Below are 25,423 nucleotides of genomic sequence, written 5' to 3'. Positions count from 1 at the left end.
CTATCCCCCTTTAAATAATTATTTAGCGATGGCTTTTAGTTTGCTGTAGCGACGAATCAACCGCCATTTTAATTTTACCGTCGTTGCATGAGACCAAATCACGTTCCAATAACCTTTTTCAAAGAACATCCGTGTCATATCACGTTGGATTTCAGGTGACTGAATGGAAAGTAATGCTTGAGTGATGCCGAGGCCTTCTTTACCGACTTGCCACAAGCAGGAAGGGGCTTGTTTGACTTGTTCTGGGTAGCGCTTGTATATGTCGAGTAACATATCAATGATTTTCAAGTAAGTATTAATTTTGCGAACAGAGCGTTCATCCCCTGTCAGGGAATGGGAAACTGATTGGTTATGAATTAAATACTCATAATACTGTTCGTTGATAAATTGAACGCGCTTCGCCACCAGCAAGAGTTCCGTCGTCCAAGGAATATCCTGATGATGTAGCTTAGGTTCAAACGTGAAATTGTGTTGACGGATTAAATCTAAACGATAGAGATTTAACCATGTAACATGCAAAAACTTGCGTGAACTTAGGCCTATTTCTAGCCATTCTGGGCCACTAATTATGCCAGTAGAAGGAACCTTATTAGGCGGGAAAATGGCCTTTGGTGCGTCTCCATTGGTATAAATATAAGTGCCATTACAGGTGGCTACATCCAAATCGCCGGCGAGCGCGATTTCCAACAGGCGACCGTACATATTCGGGCTAATTTCATCATCAATGTCAGGAAAAGTGATGTATTGCCCTACAGCTTGAGCCATCCCTGTATTACGAGCCACCGAAACGCCTTGGTTCTCTTGTGTGAGTAATTTAAAGCAGGCGAATTTAGCTTGATACTGGCGTATCACCTCTTCACTGTTATCTGTGGAGCCATCATTAACAACGATCAGCTCCCAATGACTTAAGTTTTGCGCGAGCAAGCTATCAAAAAAATGAGGAAGAAATTTTTCACCATTATAAACGGCAACAACAATACTCAAAACCGGCTGAGAAGACATGTAATAACCTTATTAAACCATTCCATTCGAAAGTGCCTCTATGGGTCACTTTCCGTCATTATTTGACTAAAAGTACAATATCCGACATCAATCTAAACCAGATAAGTTAGATGATTAGAGAGAAAATTGATCAGTAGGTTCCATTGTCATAAAAAATTCATAATTAAAAAGACACGACATTCCGTTTGACCATTTTCATGAATTTTCTCCAAATCAGATTTATTTACCTATCCAAAGATGAACTAATTATCGCAATATCAGCCTAATTAACATTAAATGCATCTTAAATTGGATAATTAAGGATCACTCTGTGGCAGGAAGTAGCTTACTTGCTTTACTCGATGACATTGCAGCTGTATTAGATGATGTCTCCGTCATGACAAAAATGGCCGCGAAAAAAACCTCTGGCGTGTTAGGTGACGATCTCGCGTTAAATGCCCAACAAGTGACGGGGGTACGAGCCGAACGAGAAATCCCTGTTGTATGGGCCGTGGCTAAAGGTTCATTTATCAATAAATTGATATTAGTTCCGCTTGCCTTACTGATTAGTGCATTTATTCCTTGGGCAGTCACACCACTCCTTATGATAGGTGGGGCTTATCTGTGCTTTGAAGGCGCAGAGAAACTGATGCATAAGTATCTGCATTCAAACCAAGACAGAAGCGAAAAAAGAGAACAACAAGCCACAATGTCACCCGAAGAGCTTGCCGCATTTGAAAAGAGTAAAATCAAAGGTGCGGTACGCACTGACTTCGTACTGTCTGCTGAGATTATAGCCATCACACTGGGTATTGTTTCCGCCACAACATTTATGAATCAAGTTATTGTTCTATCCATCATTGCGATTGTTATGACGGTAGGCGTGTATGGGCTAGTTGCGGGTATCGTAAAACTTGATGACCTCGGATTCTACTTGCAGAAAAAAAGAGCAAAATTATTAAGTCAGCTAGGTAAAGGCTTGATTTATGCGACGCCTTATTTGATGAAGACCTTATCCATTGTAGGTACCGCAGCGATGTTTATGGTTGGCGGTGGAATTCTGACTCATGGTATTAGCATTATCTATAATTGGATTGAAGAGTTAGCCTTAGCAGCCTCACTCACTCCAACCATAGGTTCAATCATGCAGTTCATCACGCCGCCTGTTGCAAACCTTATTTTCGGCTTGCTCGTGGGTATTGTCCTCGTCTTACTCATCACGTTAATTAAACAAGCTAAAAATCGTTTAACCGCTTAAAAGTAAAAAAAACCCTATATCTTTGATATAGGGTCGCTATATTAGCAATATTTGTTGCCTACACAAGAACATGAAAGGGGGCTTTCAGTTATCTATCTGCCTATTTTTAATGGCGATTTCTTACTATTTGGTAACGACGCGAAATATATTCTATCGGCGCGCTCCAAATATGAACCAATCGGCAGAATGGGAACAATAAGAACAGTGTCATCCCTAAAACAAGGTGTAATTTAAAGACAATTCCAACACCGTCAAGGTATTGTGAAGCGCCCCAATGGAAAGTCACCACGGATTGTGCCCAGCCAACTAGCTTCAACATTTCACTCCCGTCCATATGTTGAGCAGAGAATGGAATGGTTAACAGACCCAAACAAACTTGTACAACCAATAAAGTTAAGATCATAATGTCGCCAAAAGACGATGTCGCTCTGACACGAGGGTTAGTTAAGCGACGCTTCAAGAGCATCGCTCCGCCCACGAGTACCATGACGCCACATATCCCACCACCCACCATTGCCATTAACTGTTTAATATGCATTGGTAAGAAGGATTCATACATCCAATGGGGCGTTAACATACCGAAAAAGTGCCCCACAAACACACCAATAATCCCTATATGAAACAGATTCGATGCTAAACGCATATTCTTCTTGTCGAGCATCTGGCTAGAACCCGCTCGCCAACTATATTGTCCATAGTCATAACGTAACCAACTACCAACAATAAACACAGTACCGGCGATATAGGGATAAATATCGAAGAAGAATTGATTGATAAAATTCATTTTTGAACTCCCGCATTATGGCCTGCATCAAGATTCAAATATTGAGGAACCACTGCATTCGCAAAACGTTGCTGATGAGCCGTCACTTCACTATTACAGCTTTTTTCATTAGCAAAGAATGTCACTTGCTCCTCTTCCCAAACAGCATCGAGTGCCTCAGGTGTATCATCACGTGCTTCCGCTGCTACTTGACCATGTAATTGACTCGTCTCTATCGTGCTATCCGAAAGGGAGAGCAATAAGTCAAACAACAGACCAAATCGGCTTTGTCGCTGTTTCAATCTTTCCCCTAATAACGCCAGAATCGGGGCTATATCTTGCAAACCTTCACGTGTTTGCTCTGGTACTAAGATCGTCAGGTATTCTAAATAAATGGGTAAGTAGTCAGGCAACTCACGACTATTTAGCGCTAGACCTTGTTGCTGATACTGCGCCATCAAGTCAACCATGGCTTGGCCTCTATCACGTGACTCGCCATGCACATGTTCAAACAACAGTAAGGATGTGGCTCGCCCCCTATCAAACAATTCACAGTACTGTGCTTGCATATCTAAAAGATCTTCATTGAGATATTCACGAACAAACATCATCAATTGTATAGCCTGCGTAAACGGTAATTCATTTGCCTGTTCTAACGCTTCAATCAGTTCGTCACGATGTTGCCATAACACCTCAGTTGGATAATCAAGTAATCGAGAAATCACTTTTAATGAGATCATAGTGTCTTCTCCTGCGGTGTTTTTGGTGTCACATCTATCGCATCAATTCGGCGGCTGTTGAACAAATTCACTTTATTATCACTACCATGACAACCGTCACCGAAGCTAAAGCCGCATGCTTTTGCTTCAGGGAACGCTTCACGTGCTAACTCACGGTGACTCGATGGGATCACAAAGCGATCTTCATAGTTCGCTATCGCCAAATAACGATACATTTCTTGTGCCTGTGCTTCCGTTAATCCAACTTGTTCTAACGCACTGGTATCACACTGATTTTCGACCGTTTCGGCTCGTTTGTAATGTCGCATCGCCAACATACGTTTAAGCGCCAATAAAACAGGCTCAACATCCCCCGCCGTTAACAAATTGGCAAGGTACTGAACTGGGATACGTAAGCTTTCAACATCTGGCAATACGCCATTGCTCGCTAACATACCGGCATCTGCAACGGATTGAATGGGTGATAAAGGCGGCACATACCATACCATTGGTAAAGTTCGGTACTCAGGATGTAATGGCAAAGCAAGTTTCCATTCCATAGCCATTTTATACACGGGAGATTTCTGAGCGGCATCGATCACACTCAAAGGGATCCCTTGCTTTTGCGCTTCTTCAATCACCATCGGATCATGTGGATTAAGGAAAATATCCCGTTGACTTTGATACAAATCCGTTTCTTTTTCTGTACTTGCCGCAGCTTCAATTTTATCCGCATCATAAAGCAGCACGCCTAAATAGCGGATACGTCCAACGCAAGTTTCAGAACACACTGTTGGCATACCTGATTCGATACGTGGATAACAGAAAATACATTTTTCTGACTTACCACTCTTCCAGTTGAAATAGATTTTCTTATATGGACAGCCCGTTAAACACATCCGCCAGCCACGACATTTGTCTTGGTCGATCAAAACAATGCCGTCTTCTGAGCGTTTATAAATAGCCCCACTCGGGCAGGTTGCAACACAGGCTGGATTCAAACAGTGTTCACATAAACGAGGCAAATACATCATGAAGGTATTTTCAAATTGCCCGTACATCTCTTTTTGTATATTGTCGAAGTTCTTGTCATGCGCACGTTGACTAAACTCACCACCAAGATCATCTTCCCAGTTTGGCCCCATATTCACATTGCTCATACGCTGCCCAGTAATTAATGAGCGCGGACGAGCCGTGGGGATATGTTGACCCTCTTTGGCATTTTTTAGATGGCTATAGTCATAATCGAACGGCTCATAATAATCATCAAGAGCAGGTACATCTGGGTTTGCAAAAATCTTAGAGAGCACCCCGACTCGATTCCCCATTCGAGGAATTAATTTGCCTTTGATATTACGGATCCAGCCCCCTTTCCATTTATCCTGATCTTCCCAATTATGGGGGTAACCGATACCTGGCTTAGTTTCAACGTTATTAAACCAAGCATATTCAACACCTTCACGGCTAGTCCACACATTTTTACAGGTCACTGAACAAGTATGGCAGCCAATACATTTGTCGAGATTCAATACCATGCCGACTTGAGAACGAATTTTCATTATGCTTTCTCCTTTCCGCTCAGTGTCTGCTGATAGCCATCTTGCTCACCATCAAGCCAGTCAACCTGCTTCATTTTGCGCACTACCACGAACTCATCACGGTTAGAACCCACAGTACCGTAATAATTAAAGCTATAGGCCAGATGCCCATACCCACCAATCATATGAGTCGGTTTAGGGCAGACACGGGTTACAGAATTATGGATCCCCCCGCGTTGCGCAGTGATTTCTGATCCAGGTAGATTGATCAGTCTCTCTTGAGCGTGGTACATCATGATCATGCCATCAGGAATACGCTGACTGACAACAGCTTTAGCGGTTAACGCACCATTACTGTTGAAAGCTTCAACCCAATCATTGTCTTTAATCCCTAATTGACGAGCATCTTCCTCACTTAGCCACACAATAGGTCCACCTCGACCCAGCGTTAACATCAACAAATTATCGCTATAAGTTGAATGGATCCCCCATTTTTGGTGCGGTGTTAAAAAGTTCAGCGCTTTTTCTGGGAAACCATTCGGTTTTTTTCCCATTAGAGGTTGAGCTGCTCGCGTATCAATCGGTGGACGATAGACCACAAGACTTTCACCAAAGGCTCTCATCCATTCATGGTCTTGATACAATTGCTGACGGCCACTTAAAGTACGCCAAGGGATCATTTCGTGAACGTTGGTATAACACGCATTGTAAGACACATGCTCATCTTCCAAACCAGACCATGTTGGACTAGAAATGATCTTACGTGGCTGTGCGACAATATCGCGGAAACGGATTTTTTCATCTTCTTTATAGCGGGCTAAGTGAGTATGGTCACGTCCAGTCACTTTTCCTAACGCATCCCATGCTTTAACGGCAACCTGACCATTCGTTTCTGGTGCTAAAGTTAGGATCACTTCAGCGGCATCAATTGCCGTGTCGATCTTCGGCCGCCCTTGATTAGCCCCGCTTGGTTGAGTTTTATTCAGTTTTTTCAGGAAATCGACTTCATCTTGTGTATTCCAATTGATCCCTTTACCACCATTACCCAGTTTATCCATTAGGGGGCCTAATGATGTGTAACGTGCATAAATAGATGGATAATCACGTTCGACCATCATAAGATGCGGCGCGGTTTTTCCTGGGATCAACTCACATTGACCTTTTTTCCAGTCACGCACATCAAAAGGTTGTCCCATTTCAGCGGCGCTATCGTGTTGAATAGGCAATGTCACAATATCGGTTTCTTTGCCTAAATGACCAACACACACCTCAGAGAATGCTTTAGCAATCCCTTTATAGATCTCCCAGTCACTCTTAGATTCCCAAGCGGGATCAACTGCTGCGGATAATGGATGAATAAAAGGATGCATATCCGAGGTATTCATATCATCTTTTTCATACCACGTAGCTGTTGGTAACACGACATCCGAGAATAAACAGGTACTAGACATTCTAAAATCTAGCGTGACCACTAAGTCGACTTTCCCTTCCGCTGCTTGATCAACCCATTCAACTTCTTCTGGCTTCACGCCACCTTGCTGCCCTAAATCAAGCCCTTGAATACCATTTTCAGTACCTAATAAATATTTCAATAAATATTCATGCCCTTTACCGGCAGAGCCTAAAAGATTAGAGCGCCAAATAAATAAGTTACGCGGGAAGTTTTGTGGATTATCAGGCTGCTCGGCAGCAAAACGAATGTTCCCTGCTTTAAGCTGCTTCACGGTATAATCCACCGCCGACAATCCCTCTTGTTCAGCTTTTTTCGCGATAGTGATCGGGTTAATACCTAATTGTGGGGCAGAGGGTAACCATCCCATACGCTCCGCACGCACATTCAAATCAATCAGGCTGCCACTAAACGCTTTTTTATCCGCGAGTGGTGATAATAGCTCTTCGGTACTAACCGTTTCATAACGCCATTGGCTAGAGTGATTGTAGAAAAATGAGGTACTATTCATATGGCGAGGTGGGCGCTGCCAATCTAAACCAAAGGCAAGAGGTAACCAACCTGTTTGTGGGCGTAATTTTTCTTGGCCGACATAATGAGACCAACCACCGCCGCTTTGCCCAATACAACCACAAAATACCAACATGTTGATAATCGCTCGATAGGTCATATCCATGTGATACCAGTGATTGATACCCGCTCCAACAATCACCATTGAACGGCCATGGGTTTTTTCGGCTGTTTCTGCAAATTCACGCGCTATACGGATGATATTTTGGCGACTCACGCCTGTCACCTTCTCCGCCCAAGCAGGTGAATATGCTTTCATATCATCGTAATCGACTGCACAATTTTCATCACCAAAGCCACGGTCAATACCATAGTTAGCAAGCAGTAAATCATAAACGCTGGTGACCAATACTTCTTTACCATCCGCAAGTTGAATACGTTTGGCAGGCAATTTATGCAGCAGGATGTCTTTCAGTTCAACATGTTGAAAATATTCGCTTTCTAAGCCACCAAAGTACGGAAAACCAACCTCAACTATCTCGTCATAGGTCTCAGAAAGGCTCAGTTGCATTTTAAACTCAGCCCCATCCTTCGCATTACGAGGTTCAAGATTCCATTTGCGACTTTCATCCCAACGAAAGCCCATCGAACCTTGTGGTACGCACAGTTTTCCTGTTGCTTCATCAATCGCGATCGTTTTCCACTCAGCGTTTTTTTCTTCGCCTAAAGACCCCACTAAATCCGCTGCACGCAACATTCTACCACCAGCATAGCTCCCATCTTCACGCTCATCCAACATCACTAACATTGGCATATCGGTGTAAGTTCGGACATATTCACGGAAGTATTCAGCTTGACGGTCCACATGGAATTCTTTCAGGATGACATGGCCCATCGCCATCGCCATTGCACTGTCAGTACCCTGTTTAGGGTTCAACCAGTGGTCACATAATTTAGCGATCTCAGCATAGTCTGGGGTAACGGCGACAGTTTTTGTGCCCTTATAGCGCACTTCAGCAAAGAAATGGGCGTCTGGTGTCCGTGTTTGAGGTACGTTAGAACCCCATGCAATGATGTAAGAGGAGTTATACCAATCTGCTGACTCTGGAACATCGGTCTGTTCACCCCAAGTCATCGGAGACGCTGGAGGTAAATCACAATACCAGTCATAAAAACTCAGGCAAGCACCACCAATTAACGATAAATACCTCGCCCCTGATGCATAAGAAACCATCGACATCGCTGGTATAGGTGAAAAACCAATAATACGGTCGGGGCCAAACTCCTTAATCGTGGTTACATTAGCGGCGGCAATCAGTTCATTCACCTCTTGCCAGCTTGAACGAACAAAACCACCACGTCCGCGCGCTTGCTTATAGCTTTTAGCTTTTTGCGGATCATTAATAATAGAAGACCAAGCCGCGACTGGATCCTGATGTTCCGCTTTCGCTTCACGCCATAACTTTAATAGACGTTTGCGCACCATCGGGTATTTCACACGATTAGCACTATACAGATACCATGAGTAACTTGCCCCACGAGGGCACCCTCTTGGCTCATGATCAGGCAAATCAGGTCGTGTACGCGGGTAATCTGTCTGTTGAGTTTCCCATGTTACCAAGCCATTTTTAACATATATCTTCCAACTGCATGACCCTGTACAGTTAACACCATGCGTGGAACGCACGACTTTATCGTGCTGCCAACGGCTACGGTAACCATTTTCCCAATCGCGGTTAACATTCAGCTCTTGTCCATGATCACCTGAAAATGTTTCGCCAAGTTGCTTAAAATAACGAAATCGGTCTAAAAATTTGCTCATTCGGATTGCCTCCAAAGAGACGCCGGCAGGCGCCGTACATTGCTAAAATCGTCTTTATTGATTGTTATTATTTGTGTTTACGTCCATAAACTAACCATGTGATGAACACACAGGAGACATAAAACACGAAGAAAACTTTCATCGCACCGGCAGGTGAACCCGTCAGTGTTAAAGAAGTCCCAAAAGCCTTAGGAATAAAAAAGCCACCAATCGCGCCAATGGCTGAAATGAAACCTAATGCAGCAGCACTTTCTGTCACGGCTTGTTTTTGAGCCTCTTCTTCTGTTGCTCCTAGCGCGTATGCGCGGTCAATGGTTAATTTACGAAACACAACCGCGATCATTTGAAAAGTCGAACCGCTACCCAACCCTGCCGTCAAAAACAGCACCATAAACACAGCATAAAATGCGATAAACGACCCACCTTGGCCTTGTTCAGGCAAGGTGAAAAACAGCAATCCCGAAAAAATCGCCATTATAATAAAGTTGATAATAGTGACTTTTACGCCACCGAAACGATCGGACAACATGCCCCCCGCTGGACGAGCAAGCGCACCAAGTAAAGGGCCAAAGAAAGCAAATTGTAAGATGACGACATCAGGGAATTGCGTCTTAGAAAGCATCGCAAAACCGGCTGAAAAACCGATAAAAGAACCAAAGGTTGCGAGATAGAGAAAACTGAGTATCCAGAGATGGCAACGTTTTAATACAGGAAGCTGAGCCTTTAACGATGCGCGGTTCGCGGCTAAGTCGTTCATGCCAAACCAAGCCATGACGGTGAAAAACAGCAGAAAAGGCACCCAGATCCATGCTGCATTTTCTAACCATAATACCGAGCCATCTGCCTGTGGTGTACCTGTTCCCCCCATAAAGGAGAACACGCCGATCCCAACAATAAAAGGAGCCACTAGCTGCATGACACTAACCCCTAAATTACCGAGGCCACCATTAAGTCCAAGAGCGCCACCTTGGCGGGCTTTAGGAAAGAAAAAGCTAATATTTGCCATGCTAGAAGCAAAATTTGCCCCAGCAAAACCACATAGCAGTGAAATAATGACGAAAACGCTATAAGGTGTAGCCGGATTTTGAACCGCAAATCCTAACCAAATACAAGGAATAACAAGAAAAATAGTACTGATTGCAGTCCAACGACGACCACCAAAAATAGGTATTACAAATGAATAAGGCACACGTAAAAGAGCACCGGAAACGGAAGGAAGCGCTGTTAATAAAAATAATTGGTCTGTAGTGAAATTAAAACCGACTTTATTTAGATTAACGGCAACTGCACTAAATAACATCCATACGCAAAAAGCGAGTAATAAACAAGGAATCGAAATCCATAAATTTCGATTGGCAATTCGCTGTCCTGTTTTCTGCCAAAACTGAGTATCTTCAGGATGCCAATCCTGAATAATTGCACCTGACTGTTTTGTCTGTGTATTAACATTTTCTTGTTGAGACATAACTCACCCCAATAAATCGCATTTCTGAGGTCAGTTTGTGTCCATTTAGCATCCATCAGACTGATCTAAATCAAGAGACACTCAAGTTAAATTTTGCACACTATATAAACACCCCCCTAGAGAGGTATTAGAGGTATATTTAGTTAACTCTATCAATATTAAAGATAAAAATAGATTTATATAAATTACTTTTATCCAGATATTTGCGTTATTCTATAGAAAGGAAATTTAGAGTTAACCCTGAAGTGGTATATGTAAATTGACGCAATCTCTGAACAATATAATCATTATGAAAAGTAGATTGCGAGGTTATTTTGAAGGAAGTGAATATGCCGGCATTTCATCGTCGATTTTCGATCATCAACCAAGTTATTGGGCTGATGCTACTTATTGCCGTGCTGGGTATTATTGGCATGACGATTTCAAATCGTATGATTATTAGTGTACAAGGCAATGCGCATGCGATTAATAAATCAGGTTCGCTTCGCATGCAAAGTTACCGCTTACTCTCTTTAATTCCCTTAAATAATCACTCTGAAGAATACCTTAACGCTCTAGAAAATGATTTATCTAGCCCAGAATTAACACAAGTCATCAAATCTGAAGATTTAACCACTCAGTTTTCAGAATTATATGACTTTTGGCTACACACTTTGCGTCCCGCCCTAAATAAAGCGCTCACTCCCAATGATGCTCGATATGAGGTCATTGCCTTTGTTAATATGCTTGATGAGCTTGTTCATAATATCGATGAAAAAACAGAAAGAAAAATCGCTTATGTGGCGATGACACAAATGATCTTTATTGGCTTAGTCTTTTTATTATTAATGGCCACTATTTGGCACTTGAGACGCAAAATTTATTATCCATGGATGAAGCTACTCACAATGGCGAATGCGATTGGACAAAAAGATTTTAGCCAACGCTATCCAAATAACAATAAACAAGATGAATTGAATGCATTAGGGCTGACATTAAACCAAATGTCAGATGAATTAGCACAAAGCTATCATCAACTTGAACAGAGAGTTACCGAAAAAACAGCAGACTTACGTAATAAAAACCAAGTACTGTCTTACCTTTACCAATCAAACCAAATACTTCATTCCGCAGAACCTCTCGACATTCGACTAGGCAGAGTACTCAGTGAACTTAAAGATATCACAATATTAAAAAATTTGAGTTTAAGGCTCTATGAAGATAGCAATGAAACCTATTTTCATGAAATTTGCAGCTCATCAAACAGCGCTCACTCTGAAGATACATTGTCTAATCCAAAAGATAACCTCTATCATCCTAAGACGTTATCATGGGAGCTCTCTGATAATATTCACCGCTATGGTGTCATCGTGGCCGAAATTGAAGCAAATGAGGCGCTTTCTGACGAACAGAATAATTTAGTTCTCATGCTCGTAAAACAAATATCAGGCATGCTAGCGATGGAACATCAAATTGAACAACAGCAGCAGCTATTAATAATGGATGAACGCTCTGCTATTGCAAGAGAACTACATGATTCGATAGCGCAATCACTTTCTTGTCTAAAAATGCAAATTAGCTATCTACAAATGCAGCCAGAGTCGCTACCTGAAAAACATCAACAATTGCTGAGTGAAATGCGAAATGAAATTAATACCGCATACAGCCAGCTTAGAGAATTATTAACGACATTCCGATTAAAGCTCACTGAACCTGGGCTACTCCCATCATTAGAAAATACCATCAATGAATTTAGCCAAAAAATGGGCTTCCCTGTTTTATTAAATTACCACCTGCCAGCGAAGAGTATTTCACCACACCAATCTATTCATATTATACAGATAATCCGAGAAGCACTGAGTAATATTCTTAAGCACGCTCATGCAAACTGGGCACAAGTCACCCTTCAACAAGATTCGGGAATTGTCACGATTTCAATCGAAGATAATGGTGAAGGAATAGGCCCTACACCCGATAAACAAAACCATTACGGTTTAATTATTATGAGAGAGAGGGCACTTAGCCTTAATGGTAAATGTGACATAATTCCGAGAGCACAAGGTGGAACAATCGTTAAAGTCACATTCTCTTTACCTGTAGCTTAATTATTTTGGAGTAACGCAATTCATGGAAAATACAAACACAACAAGCGAAAAATCAACGATTTTACTCATTGATGACCACCCGATGTTAAGAAATGGCGTCAAACAATTAATTAGCCTAGAACCCTCATTATGTGTAGTTGGTGAGGCAGGTGATGGAGCCACAGGAATAAAAATCGCTGAAGAACAAGATCCAGACCTTATTCTTCTCGACTTAAATATGCCAGGCATGAATGGATTTGAAACCCTTGATGAGCTGAGAAAACGCGAATTATCAGGTAGAATTATTCTTTTTACTGTATCTAATTATGGTGAAGACCTCGTAAGTGCCTTAAAACACGGTGCAGATGGCTACCTGCTAAAAGATATGGAACCCGAAGAGTTAATCGTGGCGCTTAAAGAAGCCGCGAGTGGTAAAATGGTAGTGAGCCCTGCATTAACATCTGTATTAGCAGAATCCCTCAGAGATAATCGTCCACAAACTGAAAATAATCTACTGTCGTTAACCCCCCGAGAAACGAATATACTAGACCTTATTTCACAAGGCCTCTCAAACAAAATGATCGCACGTAAACTCGATATTGCTGAAAGTACTGTCAAAGTTCACGTAAAACATTTACTCAAAAAATTAAATCTCAAATCACGTGTTGAGGCTGCGGTATGGGTACTTCAGCAAAAATAGTGAGTATCAACACACAACAACCAAACACTGCATATTTAATTTCACAGGAATTCCTAGACGCATATAACAACTATGCGACTAGGATTCTATCAATCAATTAAAAGGCTCAAATCTACAAGCCATACGCATTAAACTATAATATGATCATCAGTCCCACAATTTACTCAATATCTAAGACTAACTAATGGAAGAAAATATCATTCTTGTTGATGAGCAAGATACCCCTATAGGCAGTATGCCGAAGTTATTAGCGCATCAACTGGGTAAATTACACCGCGCATTTTCAGTTTTTATTTTCAATGCTAAAGGTGAACTACTCATTCAGCAACGTGCCGCTCATAAATACCATTCAGCAGGACAGTGGGCAAATAGTTGTTGTAGTCACCCTCATCCAAAAGAAGAAACACTGGCAGCAGCGAAACGTCGATTAATGGAAGAACTTGGATTTACCACAGATATTTCTCCGGTTGGACATTTTATTTACCATGCCCAAGTCACTGGCGATTTAATTGAACATGAGTATGACCACCTATTCGTTGGTCAATATGACGGCATTGTTAAACCTAACCCAAATGAAGTTTCTGCGATCCGCTGGATCTTACCTTCTGACTTACAACAAGAGATAAAAACTAACCCAGAGCATTTCACTCCATGGTTTAAATTGATTATCAATCAATATCCATTGCTTAAATTTAGTTAATCCATCGCTAGCGTCAGATATACCATTTCAATCAATAATAACTGACAAGTCATCAATTCATAATGAGTCATTCTGTTTTCTCATGAAATTAACATCTCATTCTAGGATGAGTAAGCTGTGGTTTACGCCTTTTCACTACGGCTCATTCATAATATCAGTATTACCGTTAGCCCTTACCAACTCACTTGTACAACCCACCGAATCACAATACCAAGTCGTTCTACGCCATTGTTGACCCGTTCCATTTTTGCCATAGCTTAGCCAATATTCATTACGCCTCAAATACAGAATGTTTTACATTATTAGTGAGCAGTTGTGTTGAATAGCCTCTACTTCTCCCCTGACAATCTCGTAAGCTAATGCCTATAAACGACGAAGGAATATTTAGCATGAGCGAATGACTGGATAGAAAGATGGCAGGAAGGAGTGAGACTCGATGCTGTAGCGAATGATAAATAGCAATTCAATAGCAGTAAAATGTAAGCGGCCAATCATCACTCATGCAACTCTACACCTATATCTCGTATGCGAACTAGCCCTCATAAAGGATGCGTGACTCGTTTATCGCTAACCGATATAGCAAGCAGGAATGGCATAAGATCAATAAACTGAATGACTTTTACTTTATGAGTTGATTTTATTGATATTATTAGTTGTCGTATTTTAATAAAAGATGCAGAAAAAAACAGTTTAAACGACTGATTCATGCTTTACTCAATAAATATTCGTCTCCTTCTATTATGGTCAGAATAATAAAAAACCATCCTTAACAAGAATGAGCTAAAGATCGTCAATGACCTCTACCGCTATTTGACTCTCCCCTAACAGCCTCTGAGGCCAGAGCTTATAAGCTAGCGAGTTATTTACCTATAAGTTGATGAGATGGATATCGAGTACTCAGTATGATAAAGCAATCTAAACCATGATGTTATTTCGATACCGATTGCGATTCATAAAAATAAACACCAGTCATCCTATAAAATGGTCTCAACCATGAAAATAAGTCGAATAGTGAGCCATCCCTTTATCTCTACTTAATGTATTGGCTATCAATATGCGGTTCGCTAGTGCAGGATTGGCAAGGAAGCGCCGTGGATGGGGTTGATGTTTGGTGGTGACAGTAAGGCAGAAGGATGATAAAACGGTATCACATCCCCAAACGCAAAAAAGCCACCCATCGGGTGGCTTTCTCACTAATTTAATGTCTGGCAGTTCCCTACTCTCACATGGGGAGACCCCACACTACCATCGGCGCTACGGCGTTTCACTGCTGAGTTCGGCATGGGGTCAGGTGGGACCACCGCGCTATTACCGCCAGACAAATTCGGTTTTTGTTCCCGTTGGCTTCCACCAACCAGAACAGCAATCTTGAACAAGCTAATTTCTCACACTCTGCGTGCGCTTCACAACGTTCTCTCTAAAACACCTTCGGTGTTGTCAGGTTAAGCCTCACGGTTCATTAGTACTGGTTAGCTCAACGTATCGCTACGCTTACACACCCAGCCTATCAACGTCTTAGTCTTAAACGTTCCTTTAGGACCCTTAAAGAGTCAGGGAAGACTCATCTCAAGGCAAGTTTCCCGCTTAGATGCTTTCAGCGGTTATCTCTTCCGCACTTAGCTACCGGGCAGTGCCATTGGCATGACAACCCGAACACCAGTGGTGCGTCCACTCCGGTCCTCTCGTACTAGGAGCAGCCCCTTTCAATCTTCCAACGCCCACGGCAGATAGGGACCGAACTGTCTCACGACGTTCTAAACCCAGCTCGCGTACCACTTTAAATGGCGAACAGCCATACCCTTGGGACCTACTTCAGCCCCAGGATGTGATGAGCCGACATCGAGGTGCCAAACACCGCCGTCGATATGAACTCTTGGGCGGTATCAGCCTGTTATCCCCGGAGTACCTTTTATCCGTTGAGCGATGGCCCTTCCATTCAGAACCACCGGATCACTAAGACCTACTTTCGTACCTGCTCGAGCCGTCACTCTCGCAGTCAAGCTGGCTTATGCCTTTGCACTAACCGCATGATGTCCGACCATGCTTAGCCAACCTTCGTGCTCCTCCGTTACTCTTTGGGAGGAGACCGCCCCAGTCAAACTACCCACCAGACACTGTCCGCACCCCAGATTATGGGGCCACGTTAGAACATCAAACATTAAAGGGTGGTATTTCAAGGTTGGCTCCATGCAGACTGGCGTCCACACTTCAAAGCCTCCCACCTATCCTACACATCAAGGCTCAATGTTCAGTGTCAAGCTATAGTAAAGGTTCACGGGGTCTTTCCGTCTTGCCGCGGGTACACTGCATCTTCACAGCGAGTTCAATTTCACTGAGTCTCGGGTGGAGACAGCCTGGCCATCATTACGCCATTCGTGCAGGTCGGAACTTACCCGACAAGGAATTTCGCTACCTTAGGACCGTTATAGTTACGGCCGCCGTTTACTGGGGCTTCGATCAAGAGCTTCTCCTTACGGATAACCCCATCAATTAACCTTCCAGCACCGGGCAGGCGTCACACCGTATACGTCCACTTTCGTGTTTGCACAGTGCTGTGTTTTTAATAAACAGTTGCAGCCAGCTGGTATCTGCGACTGGCTTCAGCTCCATCCGCGAGGGACTTCACCTAGCGCCAGCGTGCCTTCTCCCGAAGTTACGGCACCATTTTGCCTAGTTCCTTCACCCGAGTTCTCTCAAGCGCCTGAGTATTCTCTACCTGACCACCTGTGTCGGTTTGGGGTACGATTAATGATAATCTAGAGCTTAGAGGCTTTTCCTGGAAGCGGGGCATGAGCTACTTCGCCACCGTAGTGACTCGTCATCAGACCTCAGCATGTAGTGAACCGGATTTGCCTAATTCACCTGCCTACATCCTTAAACCGGGACAACCGTCGCCCGGCCAGCCTAGCCTTCTCCGTCCCCCCATCGCAATTATCACCAGTACAGGAATATTAACCTGTTTCCCATCGACTACGCATTTCTGCCTCGCCTTAGGGGTCGACTCACCCTGCCCCGATTAACGTTGGACAGGAACCCTTGGTCTTCCGGCGTGCGGGTTTTTCACCCGCATTATCGTTACTTATGTCAGCATTCGCACTTCTGATACCTCCAGCATGCCTCACAGCACACCTTCACAGGCTTACAGAACGCTCCCCTACCCAACAACATTTACATGTCGCTGCCGCAGCTTCGGTGCATGGTTTAGCCCCGTTACATCTTCCGCGCAGGCCGACTCGACCAGTGAGCTATTACGCTTTCTTTAAATGATGGCTGCTTCTAAGCCAACATCCTGGCTGTCTGAGCCTTCCCACTTCGTTTCCCACTTAACCATGACTTTGGGACCTTAGCTGGCGGTCTGGGTTGTTTCCCTCTTCACGACGAACGTTAGCACCCGCCGTGTGTCTCCCGTGATAACATTCTTCGGTATTCGTAGTTTGCATCGGGTTGGTAAGTCGGGATGACCCCCTAGCCGAAACAGTGCTCTACCCCCGAAGATGAGTTCACGAGGCGCTACCTAAATAGCTTTCGGGGAGAACCAGCTATCTCCCGGTTTGATTGGCCTTTCACCCCCAGCCACAAGTCATCCGCTAATTTTTCAACATTAGTCGGTTCGGTCCTCCAGTTAGTGTTACCCAACCTTCAACCTGCCCATGGCTAGATCACCGGGTTTCGGGTCTATACCCTGCAACTTATTCGCCCAGTTAAGACTCGGTTTCCCTACGGCTCCCCTATACGGTTAACCTTGCTACAGAATATAAGTCGCTGACCCATTATACAAAAGGTACGCAGTCACCCCATCCTCAAATGTCCCGCTTGTCTTTGCGGCCAATCTTGCCCGATTTTTTAACTTCCGCTGCTCGTGTACTTCTATGTACACTGCGCTGCGGCTTGAAAAAATCAGCCAATCTTGTTTGCAAATCCTGCGCTGTTCTTGTGGTGGTTGTTTAAACCCTCACTCAATTGCCGAGGCACTTGAGTGATGGGGCTCCCACTGCTTGTACGTACACGGTTTCAGGTTCTATTTCACTCCCCTCGCCGGGGTTCTTTTCGCCTTTCCCTCACGGTACTGGTTCACTATCGGTCAATCAGGAGTATTTAGCCTTGGAGGATGGTCCCCCCATATTCAGACAGGATAACACGTGTCCCGCCCTACTCGTCGAGTTCACAACACCAACACCTTCGGATACGGGGCTATCACCCTTTACTGCCGGACTTTCCAGACCGTTCTCCTGATGCTGATGCTGATTAAGACTCTGGGCTGCTCCCCGTTCGCTCGCCGCTACTAGGGGAATCTCGGTTGATTTCTTTTCCTCGAGGTACTGAGATGTTTCAGTTCCCTCGGTTCGCCTCGTTTGACTATGGATTCATCAAACGATAGTGCAACGAATTGCACTGGGTTTCCCCATTCGGACATCGTCGGCTATAGCGGTTCATATCACCTTACCGACGCTTTTCGCAGATTAGCACGTCCTTCATCGCCTCTGATTGCCTAGGCATCCACCGTGTACGCTTAGTCGCTTAACCTCACAACCCGAAGGTGTCTTTTCGTGTCGTTCTGACCGGTAATGGCTGCGCGTGGTGAACTTCTGCGTTGGGCAGTGCTCGCAATGCTCACGTACCAATGTACGCTGCGCTTGCTGTGCGCTGTCCGCCTTGAATTTCACACTGCTCGCTCATTACAGTTGCCATCATGACAAAACAGCATTCGCGTTGAGATTTTTGAGAGACTCTCACATTGTTTAAGCGATAAACAATGTGCGTTGTTTCAATTTTCAGCTTGTTCCAGATTGTTAAAGAGCATAATTATTCGCAATAGACTATAACTAATCTATTCTGAATAATTCAAAAGTATTATGGTGGAGCTAAGCGGGATCGAACCGCTGACCTCCTGCGTGCAAGGCAGGCGCTCTCCCAGCTGAGCTATAGCCCCATAACAGGTTTGACAGTACCAATTATCTTCTTCTTTACGCGGTTCGCGTCTTCGGAAGGTCTTTTTTCTTAGGCAAGGCGTAGTCTTGGCGACGTTTACGCAGGTAAACGAGCTAAGCTACAACGCAGCATAAGCAAAAAGTGGTAGGCCTGAGTGGACTTGAACCACCGACCTCACCCTTATCAGGGGTGCGCTCTAACCACCTGAGCTACAAGCCTATTGATACCGTTGACTCTATTTCATCAGACAATCTGTGTGAACACTTCACAAGAACACTTCAATGGTAAGGAGGTGATCCAACCGCAGGTTCCCCTACGGTTACCTTGTTACGACTTCACCCCAGTCATGGATCACAAAGTGGTAAGCGCCCTCCCGAAGGTTAAGCTACCTACTTCTTTTGCAACCCACTCCCATGGTGTGACGGGCGGTGTGTACAAGGCCCGGGAACGTATTCACCGTAGCATTCTGATCTACGATTACTAGCGATTCCGACTTCATGGAGTCGAGTTGCAGACTCCAATCCGGACTACGACGTACTTTATGAGTTCCGCTTGCTCTCGCGAGGTCGCTTCTCTTTGTATACGCCATTGTAGCACGTGTGTAGCCCTACTCGTAAGGGCCATGATGACTTGACGTCATCCCCACCTTCCTCCGGTTTATCACCGGCAGTCTCCTTTGAGTTCCCGACCGAATCGCTGGCAACAAAGGATAAGGGTTGCGCTCGTTGCGGGACTTAACCCAACATTTCACAACACGAGCTGACGACAGCCATGCAGCACCTGTCTCAGAGTTCCCGAAGGCACCAAAGCATCTCTGCTAAGTTCTCTGGATGTCAAGAGTAGGTAAGGTTCTTCGCGTTGCATCGAATTAAACCACATGCTCCACCGCTTGTGCGGGCCCCCGTCAATTCATTTGAGTTTTAACCTTGCGGCCGTACTCCCCAGGCGGTCGATTTAACGCGTTAGCTCCGGAAGCCACACCTCAAGGGCACAACCTCCAAATCGACATCGTTTACAGCGTGGACTACCAGGGTATCTAATCCTGTTTGCTCCCCACGCTTTCGCACCTGAGCGTCAGTCTTTGTCCAGGGGGCCGCCTTCGCCACCGGTATTCCTCCACATCTCTACGCATTTCACCGCTACACATGGAATTCTACCCCCCTCTACAAGACTCTAGCTGACCAGTCTTAGATGCCATTCCCAGGTTAAGCCCGGGGATTTCACATCTAACTTAATCAACCGCCTGCGTGCGCTTTACGCCCAGTAATTCCGATTAACGCTTGCACCCTCCGTATTACCGCGGCTGCTGGCACGGAGTTAGCCGGTGCTTCTTCTGTCGGTAACGTCAATCGTTGATGATATTAGCATCAACGCCTTCCTCCCGACTGAAAGTACTTTACAACCCTAGGGCCTTCTTCATACACGCGGCATGGCTGCATCAGGCTTGCGCCCATTGTGCAATATTCCCCACTGCTGCCTCCCGTAGGAGTCTGGGCCGTGTCTCAGTCCCAGTGTGGCTGATCATCCTCTCAGACCAGCTAGGGATCGTCGCCTAGGTGAGCCATTACCCCACCTACTAGCTAATCCCATATGGGTTCATCCGATAGCGCAAGGCCCGAAGGTCCCCTGCTTTGCTCCTTAGAGATTATGCGGTATTAGCCACCGTTTCCAGTAGTTATCCCCCTCTATCGGGCAGATCCCCATACATTACTCACCCGTCCGCCGCTCGTCAGCGGGAAGCAAGCTTCCCCTGTTACCGCTCGACTTGCATGTGTTAGGCCTGCCGCCAGCGTTCAATCTGAGCCATGATCAAACTCTTCAATTAAAAGTAGTCTGATGCTCAAAGAATTAAACTGTTTATCAATTCGCTTCTGTTCGGCTAACATTGTCGGCTTCGCTCCGCTTTCCTCGCCGTACCTCAGTACTGTCTCGGAAATGCTCACTCGCCTTCGTGTTATCCTTCCACAATCGAATTGCACATTGTTAGTTCATATATGAATTAACGTGTTAGTCACTCTTCAAGACTTAAAATCAAATATTTTTTTGATAGTGTCCTGTGAGCGCCCACACAGATTGTCTGATAAATTGTTAAAGAGCGTTGCGACTTTATCTTTCGATATTAACCGTTTAGGTTGTTGTCGCGAGGTGTCGTATACTACGTTTTTCTGTCAAAAAGTCAAGTGATTATTTTCAACTTTTTCTCTCTTTTTCACCTCAGTCATCACGAGGGTTTCTTTTTCAACCTGACCACCGAAGCGGTTTTTCGTGACAACGGATGCGCATTATAGGGAGTCAGAAAATTCTAGCAAGTGTTTTTTAAACTTTTTATTTCAACCGATGAAACATTAGACAAATCGCTTAAAATCATCACTTATTGCTAAAAATATGTACTACAAGCGTTCAAATTCTTGAGTAAATTGACTGACCTTTTCCCAATCTGTGTATTCGATCTCTGTATTGGGGTCAGTAGGGCCATCGGTCATCTTCATAATAAAGCGAATCATTGTCTTATCAAACCAGCCATACTTGGGATACATCAAAGCGCCAGCAAATACAGATTTTAATGTCGGCTTCCAAAGACTTTTCTCTAAAAACTTACGCGTATAGGCATTTGTCTCTGGGGTATCTTTTCCTTCTTTTCTTGCGGTGAGGTTTACACCAAAGAAAGCCGTTTTCATCACATTCAATTGCTGTTGATGCATATTAACAAACCGTACAAGTGATTTGTTAAAATGGCCATAGCGAATAGATGCCCCAACCAACACCTTCTCATAGGACGCTATATTGATATTCTTTTCAGTATTTAAATCACGAATATCACATTGATGCCCTAAGCTTCTTAATTGTTCAGCTATTTTTAAAACAATTTTTTTCGTTTGCCCATCAGTACTTGAATGCAAAAGTAAATAACTCATTCTTAATCCTAATATGGCTAATCACGCCAAAATGTTGGTGTGAATAACACTAATAATGTAAAGACTTCAAGACGACCAAATAACATGGTCACAACTAGTATCCACTTCCCAGTGGGGTTCATTGAGGTAAAGTTATCTGCAACGGTTCCAAGTCCGGGCCCTAAGTTATTTAACGTTGTTGCTATAGCAGAAAAAGCAGAAAACTCATCAACACCCGTCGCGATTAACAGAAGTAGACTCACTACAAATACCAATGCATAAGCAGAAAAGAATCCCCAAACAGCTTCAATGATCCTCTCAGGTAATGCTCTTTGGCCTAATTTTATGGTATAAACCGCATTAGGATGGACCAACCTTTTTAACTCTCGGGAACCTTGCAAAAACAGTAATAAAATACGGATAACTTTTAACCCACCCCCCGTCGATCCAGCACAGCCACCCACAAATGCCGCACATAATAGAAGCATGGGTAAAAATAAAGGCCATCCTGCAAAGCTATCAGTTGTAAAGCCTGCCGTTGTAGCCATTGAGACGACTTGGAAAAAAGCTTGATCAAGTGTCTGTCCGAAAGAACCATAGACTGAATGATAGAGTAAAACCAATGTACAAATAATAACGAGCACTAACTGAAAGCTAATAAATGTTTTAAATTCAGGATCACGCCAATAGATCCCTAAGCTACGTCCAGTTAATACCGCAAAATGTAAACCGAAATTACAACCCGATATCAGCAAGAAAATTGCAATAATGGTATTGATAGCAGGACTATTAAAATAGCCGACACTTGCATCATGAGTTGAGAAGCCGCCAATCGCTATTGTTGAAAAACTATGGGAAATCGCATCAAAAACATCCATTCCAGCGATCCACAGTGCGATAGCACAAATAATGGTCAGTAAGACATAAATCAGCCAAAGTGTTTTCGCGGTTTCCGCAATACGAGGACGCATCTTATTATCTTTCAGTGGCCCCGGCATTTCAGCTCGATAAAGCTGCATTCCCCCAACCCCCAATAATGGGAGAATAGCCACAGCGAGTACAATGATCCCCATGCCGCCAAGCCATTGTAACATTTGTCGATAAAATAAAATCGCTTTAGGCAGCGTATCTAAGCCTGTTAACGTTGTTGCACCCGTTGTCGTTAATCCAGAAAAAGACTCAAAGAAAGCATCCGTTATTGAGAGATTTGGCTTCTCAGAGAAAATAAAGGGTAATGCCCCTACGCTACCAAGAACTGTCCAAAATAATACTACGATTAAGAAACCTTCTTTTGCTTTAAGTTCATGTTTGCTATTACGGGTAGGGATCCACAAAAGCAGACCGATCACTAAAGCCGCAACAAAAGTTTGACTAAATGCTCGTCCAGCGCCATCACGATAAATTAACGCAACAATACCAGGAACAGCCATGGTAAAAGAGAAAATAATGACGAGTAGCCCGACAATACGGGTTATTGCACGAAAATGCATTCGGCAGGTTCCTTGCTAACCAATTAACGATTCAGATTCCGGTATAAGCTCTAAAGCTCCGCGACTCATATCGCGTAATTTATCATTGACTTCGTGTTCTAAGGTAGCAGGAATTGCAATTCGCAAGAAAACTGTTTCATTGTATTCGCTATGCACAATCATACCATTCACTTGCGCAACCAACTGCTCGACCGTATTAATAAATGAATAATCACAAACGAGATGAAAAAATTTTTGGGGTACTTTCGTCTGTGTTGGTAATAACTTAAGTGCCTGTTGAGCTCCGTTACCGTAAGCTTTAACTAACCCCCCTGTGCCTAACTTAATCCCACCAAAATAACGCACAACGACGCAAGTAACCTCACCTAAATGACTTCCAAGTAATTGTGCCATTATTGGCTTTCCTGCCGTACCAGTCGGCTCGCCATCGTCAGAAAAACCAAGCTGCTGGGAGTCATCGGGACGCCCAGCAACAAATGCCCAGCAATGGTGCCGAGCATCTGGGTATTGTGCTTTAATCGATTGAATATAATCTTTTGCAGCATCAATACCATCGGTATGTGCAAGATAGGTAATAAAACGGCTTTTCTTAATTTCTTCTGTATAAGAAATAGATTCAGCCGGTATTAAATAAGCTTTCATTACGGTAATTGCAAATCTCGCGTCATATTTTCAACTCGATTATGGTGAATGATAATGTTGTCTTCAATACGAATACCACCATATGGCTTGAATTGTTCAATCTTTTCCCAATTAAAATATTGATTAAACTCGCTAGAACGCCAAGATGATAACAAGGATTCAATAAAATATAAGCCTGGCTCAATGGTTACGACCATTCTCGGTTCAAGTACACGAGTGCAACGCAAGAATGGGTACATTTTCGGTGCGGCAAGTAATGTTCCCTCTTCATCTTGCATAAAGCCAGCAGCATCATGGACTTGTAGCCCTAAAGGATGACCTAAGCCATGAGGTAAAAATGGCGTAGTGAGCCCTTTTTCCACCATAACTTCTTCACTTACCCCTTTAATTATTGAGTGTTTTTTCAATAACTTGGCAATTCTATGATGCATATCGACATGATAATCCGTATAACGAACACCCGCTTTAATCGTGTCGATGAGTGATAACTGCTCTTTATTTAAATCAGCAACGAGTGCAGCGAAGTCACTTTTGCCTTTTGCTGCATAAGTGCGTGTGATATCTGCGGCATAGCCATTATATTCTGCACCCGCGTCGATCAAAAAGCTTCTAATCTCACTCGGCGCTTGTTGCTGTAATTTGGTGTAATGCAATACAGCCGCATTTTCATTCAGCGCAACAATATTACCGTAAGGAACATCGGTATCACGATGGCCTGTCGCCTGTAAGTAGCTAATATTGATATCAAACTCACTCATACCCGCTTGAAAAGCTTCAAATGCCGATAAATGGCCGTTTACCGCCATTTTCTGAGCTTCACGCATGCAGTACATCTCATAATCCGTTTTATATGAGCGGTGAAAATGGTAAAAATCAATAACAGGTTTTGGGTTAATGTTTTGTAAGCGAATACCTAATGATTCTGCTCTTTCTTTAGCAGAACCAATATATGCCATATTATCCTTAGAAAGATTCGCTAAAAATTGGCTAATATCGTCAGCATTTTTTAAATGAATAAGTTCAACTTCTTTTGTCCAGAAACTATTCGGTAGCGGTTCAACACTGTGCCAATAATCAACAGGTGAATAAAACCATAATTTAGGTTTATTTACGCCATCAACTAATAACCACGAATGTGGGACATCCGTTACAGGTACCCATGCTTTAAAGTGAGGATTGACTTTAAAGGGGTAATCACTGTCATCAAGGAAGATACGTAGAGGTTCACCAGAATGAATCAGTATGGCGTCTAGCTTGCTGCGCTGTAAGACTTGCTGAGTTGTTGTTTGCAAAGTTTTAATATGTTCAGCGTAGAGTGCAGTCAGTTTTTCCATTTCATTCAACCTTTCAGCTTTATTTAGAAAATGAAAGCTTAGCACGTTCTTTAATTTACTGGTATGCAGTCTAAACAGAAAACCCTTTAATTAATTGATTGGTAAATAAAATACTATTTTCATCAACCTGTATTCCTACTGTTTGCTGTGATCAACATTCCACTT

The 25,423-nt window shown here is 43.5% G+C and carries 14 protein-coding genes, 2 tRNA genes and 3 rRNA genes; 4 read left to right on the top strand and 15 right to left on the bottom strand.

The features are described 5' to 3' along the window. Window positions 1–18: 18 nt before the first annotated feature. Window positions 19–1,002, bottom strand: a complete 984-nt coding sequence (locus tag P2E05_RS02700; RefSeq protein WP_154624925.1) for a glycosyltransferase — start codon at window positions 1,000–1,002, stop codon at window positions 19–21. 310 nt (window positions 1,003–1,312) lie between these two features. Between P2E05_RS02700 and P2E05_RS02695 the strand changes: the two genes are divergently transcribed. Further along, a complete protein-coding gene (locus P2E05_RS02695; protein ID WP_163860656.1) occupies window positions 1,313–2,239 on the top strand; it encodes a DUF808 domain-containing protein in 927 nt (308 codons plus the stop codon). 106 nt (window positions 2,240–2,345) lie between these two features. Here the strand turns inward: P2E05_RS02695 and narI are convergent, their stop codons facing one another. The 5 genes from narI to P2E05_RS02670 all read right to left on the bottom strand — a co-directional run bounded on the left by narI (window position 2,346) and on the right by P2E05_RS02670 (window position 10,506). Continuing rightward, window positions 2,346–3,023: a respiratory nitrate reductase subunit gamma gene (gene narI, locus P2E05_RS02690; protein ID WP_154624926.1), complete on the bottom strand. Its 678-nt coding sequence runs from the start codon at window positions 3,021–3,023 to the stop codon at window positions 2,346–2,348. After that, complete coding sequence (gene narJ / locus P2E05_RS02685; protein WP_154624927.1) at window positions 3,020–3,742, bottom strand: nitrate reductase molybdenum cofactor assembly chaperone; 723 nt, start codon at window positions 3,740–3,742, stop codon at window positions 3,020–3,022. Before narJ ends, narI begins: the two co-directional genes overlap by 4 nt. Further along, window positions 3,739–5,280, bottom strand: coding sequence for a nitrate reductase subunit beta (narH, locus tag P2E05_RS02680; protein ID WP_163860654.1), 1,542 nt, complete (start codon window positions 5,278–5,280; stop codon window positions 3,739–3,741). The genes narJ and narH overlap by 4 nt, the downstream gene beginning before the upstream one ends. Beyond that, the gene (locus P2E05_RS02675) at window positions 5,280–9,041 is read right to left on the bottom strand and encodes a nitrate reductase subunit alpha (protein ID WP_272657690.1); all 3,762 of its coding nucleotides are present in this window, start codon (window positions 9,039–9,041) and stop codon (window positions 5,280–5,282) included. Before P2E05_RS02675 ends, narH begins: the two co-directional genes overlap by 1 nt. Before the next feature lie 67 nt (window positions 9,042–9,108). Then, window positions 9,109–10,506, bottom strand: a complete 1,398-nt coding sequence (locus P2E05_RS02670) for a NarK family nitrate/nitrite MFS transporter (RefSeq protein WP_154624930.1) — start codon at window positions 10,504–10,506, stop codon at window positions 9,109–9,111. 329 nt (window positions 10,507–10,835) lie between these two features. Here P2E05_RS02670 and narX point away from each other — a divergent pair, with 329 nt between their 5' ends. The 3 genes from narX to idi all read left to right on the top strand — a co-directional run bounded on the left by narX (window position 10,836) and on the right by idi (window position 13,969). Continuing rightward, a complete protein-coding gene (gene narX, locus P2E05_RS02665) occupies window positions 10,836–12,590 on the top strand; it encodes a nitrate/nitrite two-component system sensor histidine kinase NarX (RefSeq protein ID WP_249999799.1) in 1,755 nt (584 codons plus the stop codon). A 22-nt stretch (window positions 12,591–12,612) separates the two neighbouring features. Next, complete coding sequence (gene narL, locus P2E05_RS02660) at window positions 12,613–13,269, top strand: two-component system response regulator NarL (RefSeq protein WP_272657691.1); 657 nt, start codon at window positions 12,613–12,615, stop codon at window positions 13,267–13,269. Between the two features lie 184 nt (window positions 13,270–13,453). Further along, entirely contained in the window at window positions 13,454–13,969 is a 516-nt protein-coding gene (gene idi / locus P2E05_RS02655) for an isopentenyl-diphosphate Delta-isomerase (RefSeq protein WP_247048010.1), read from the top strand. A 1,203-nt stretch (window positions 13,970–15,172) separates the two neighbouring features. Here the strand turns inward: idi and rrf are convergent. From rrf to pepQ, 9 genes are all read right to left on the bottom strand, one after another. Further along, window positions 15,173–15,288: ribosomal RNA gene (rrf, locus tag P2E05_RS02650) — 5S ribosomal RNA — on the bottom strand. Between the two features lie 119 nt (window positions 15,289–15,407). Continuing rightward, window positions 15,408–18,493 (bottom strand): 23S ribosomal RNA (locus P2E05_RS02645). A 330-nt stretch (window positions 18,494–18,823) separates the two neighbouring features. After that, window positions 18,824–18,899: transfer RNA gene (locus tag P2E05_RS02640), tRNA-Ala, on the bottom strand. Between the two features lie 141 nt (window positions 18,900–19,040). Further along, window positions 19,041–19,117 (bottom strand) — tRNA-Ile (locus P2E05_RS02635). A 66-nt stretch (window positions 19,118–19,183) separates the two neighbouring features. Beyond that, a 16S ribosomal RNA gene (locus P2E05_RS02630) occupies window positions 19,184–20,723 on the bottom strand. Together the 16S, 23S and 5S rRNA genes with 2 tRNA genes alongside form the textbook arrangement of a ribosomal RNA operon. Window positions 20,724–21,288: 565 nt before the next feature. Beyond that, window positions 21,289–21,813 (bottom strand): menaquinone-dependent protoporphyrinogen IX dehydrogenase, encoded by a 525-nt coding sequence (gene hemG / locus P2E05_RS02625; RefSeq protein ID WP_154624680.1) that lies wholly within the window; start codon window positions 21,811–21,813, stop codon window positions 21,289–21,291. 17 nt (window positions 21,814–21,830) lie between these two features. Continuing rightward, on the bottom strand, window positions 21,831–23,282 hold the full coding sequence (gene trkH / locus P2E05_RS02620) for a Trk system potassium transporter TrkH (protein ID WP_272578444.1): 1,452 nt from the start codon (window positions 23,280–23,282) through the stop codon (window positions 21,831–21,833). A 15-nt stretch (window positions 23,283–23,297) separates the two neighbouring features. Next, on the bottom strand, window positions 23,298–23,924 hold the full coding sequence (locus tag P2E05_RS02615; protein ID WP_154624678.1) for an IMPACT family protein: 627 nt from the start codon (window positions 23,922–23,924) through the stop codon (window positions 23,298–23,300). Further along, window positions 23,924–25,258 (bottom strand): Xaa-Pro dipeptidase, encoded by a 1,335-nt coding sequence (gene pepQ, locus P2E05_RS02610; protein ID WP_163860649.1) that lies wholly within the window; start codon window positions 25,256–25,258, stop codon window positions 23,924–23,926. The genes P2E05_RS02615 and pepQ overlap by 1 nt, the downstream gene beginning before the upstream one ends. Window positions 25,259–25,423: the final 165 nt, after the last annotated feature.

The sequence above is a fragment of the Providencia stuartii genome, from assembly GCF_029277985.1.
Classification (GTDB): domain Bacteria; phylum Pseudomonadota; class Gammaproteobacteria; order Enterobacterales; family Enterobacteriaceae; genus Providencia; species Providencia zhejiangensis.
This window is presented reverse-complemented; position numbering and strand designations above follow the sequence as displayed.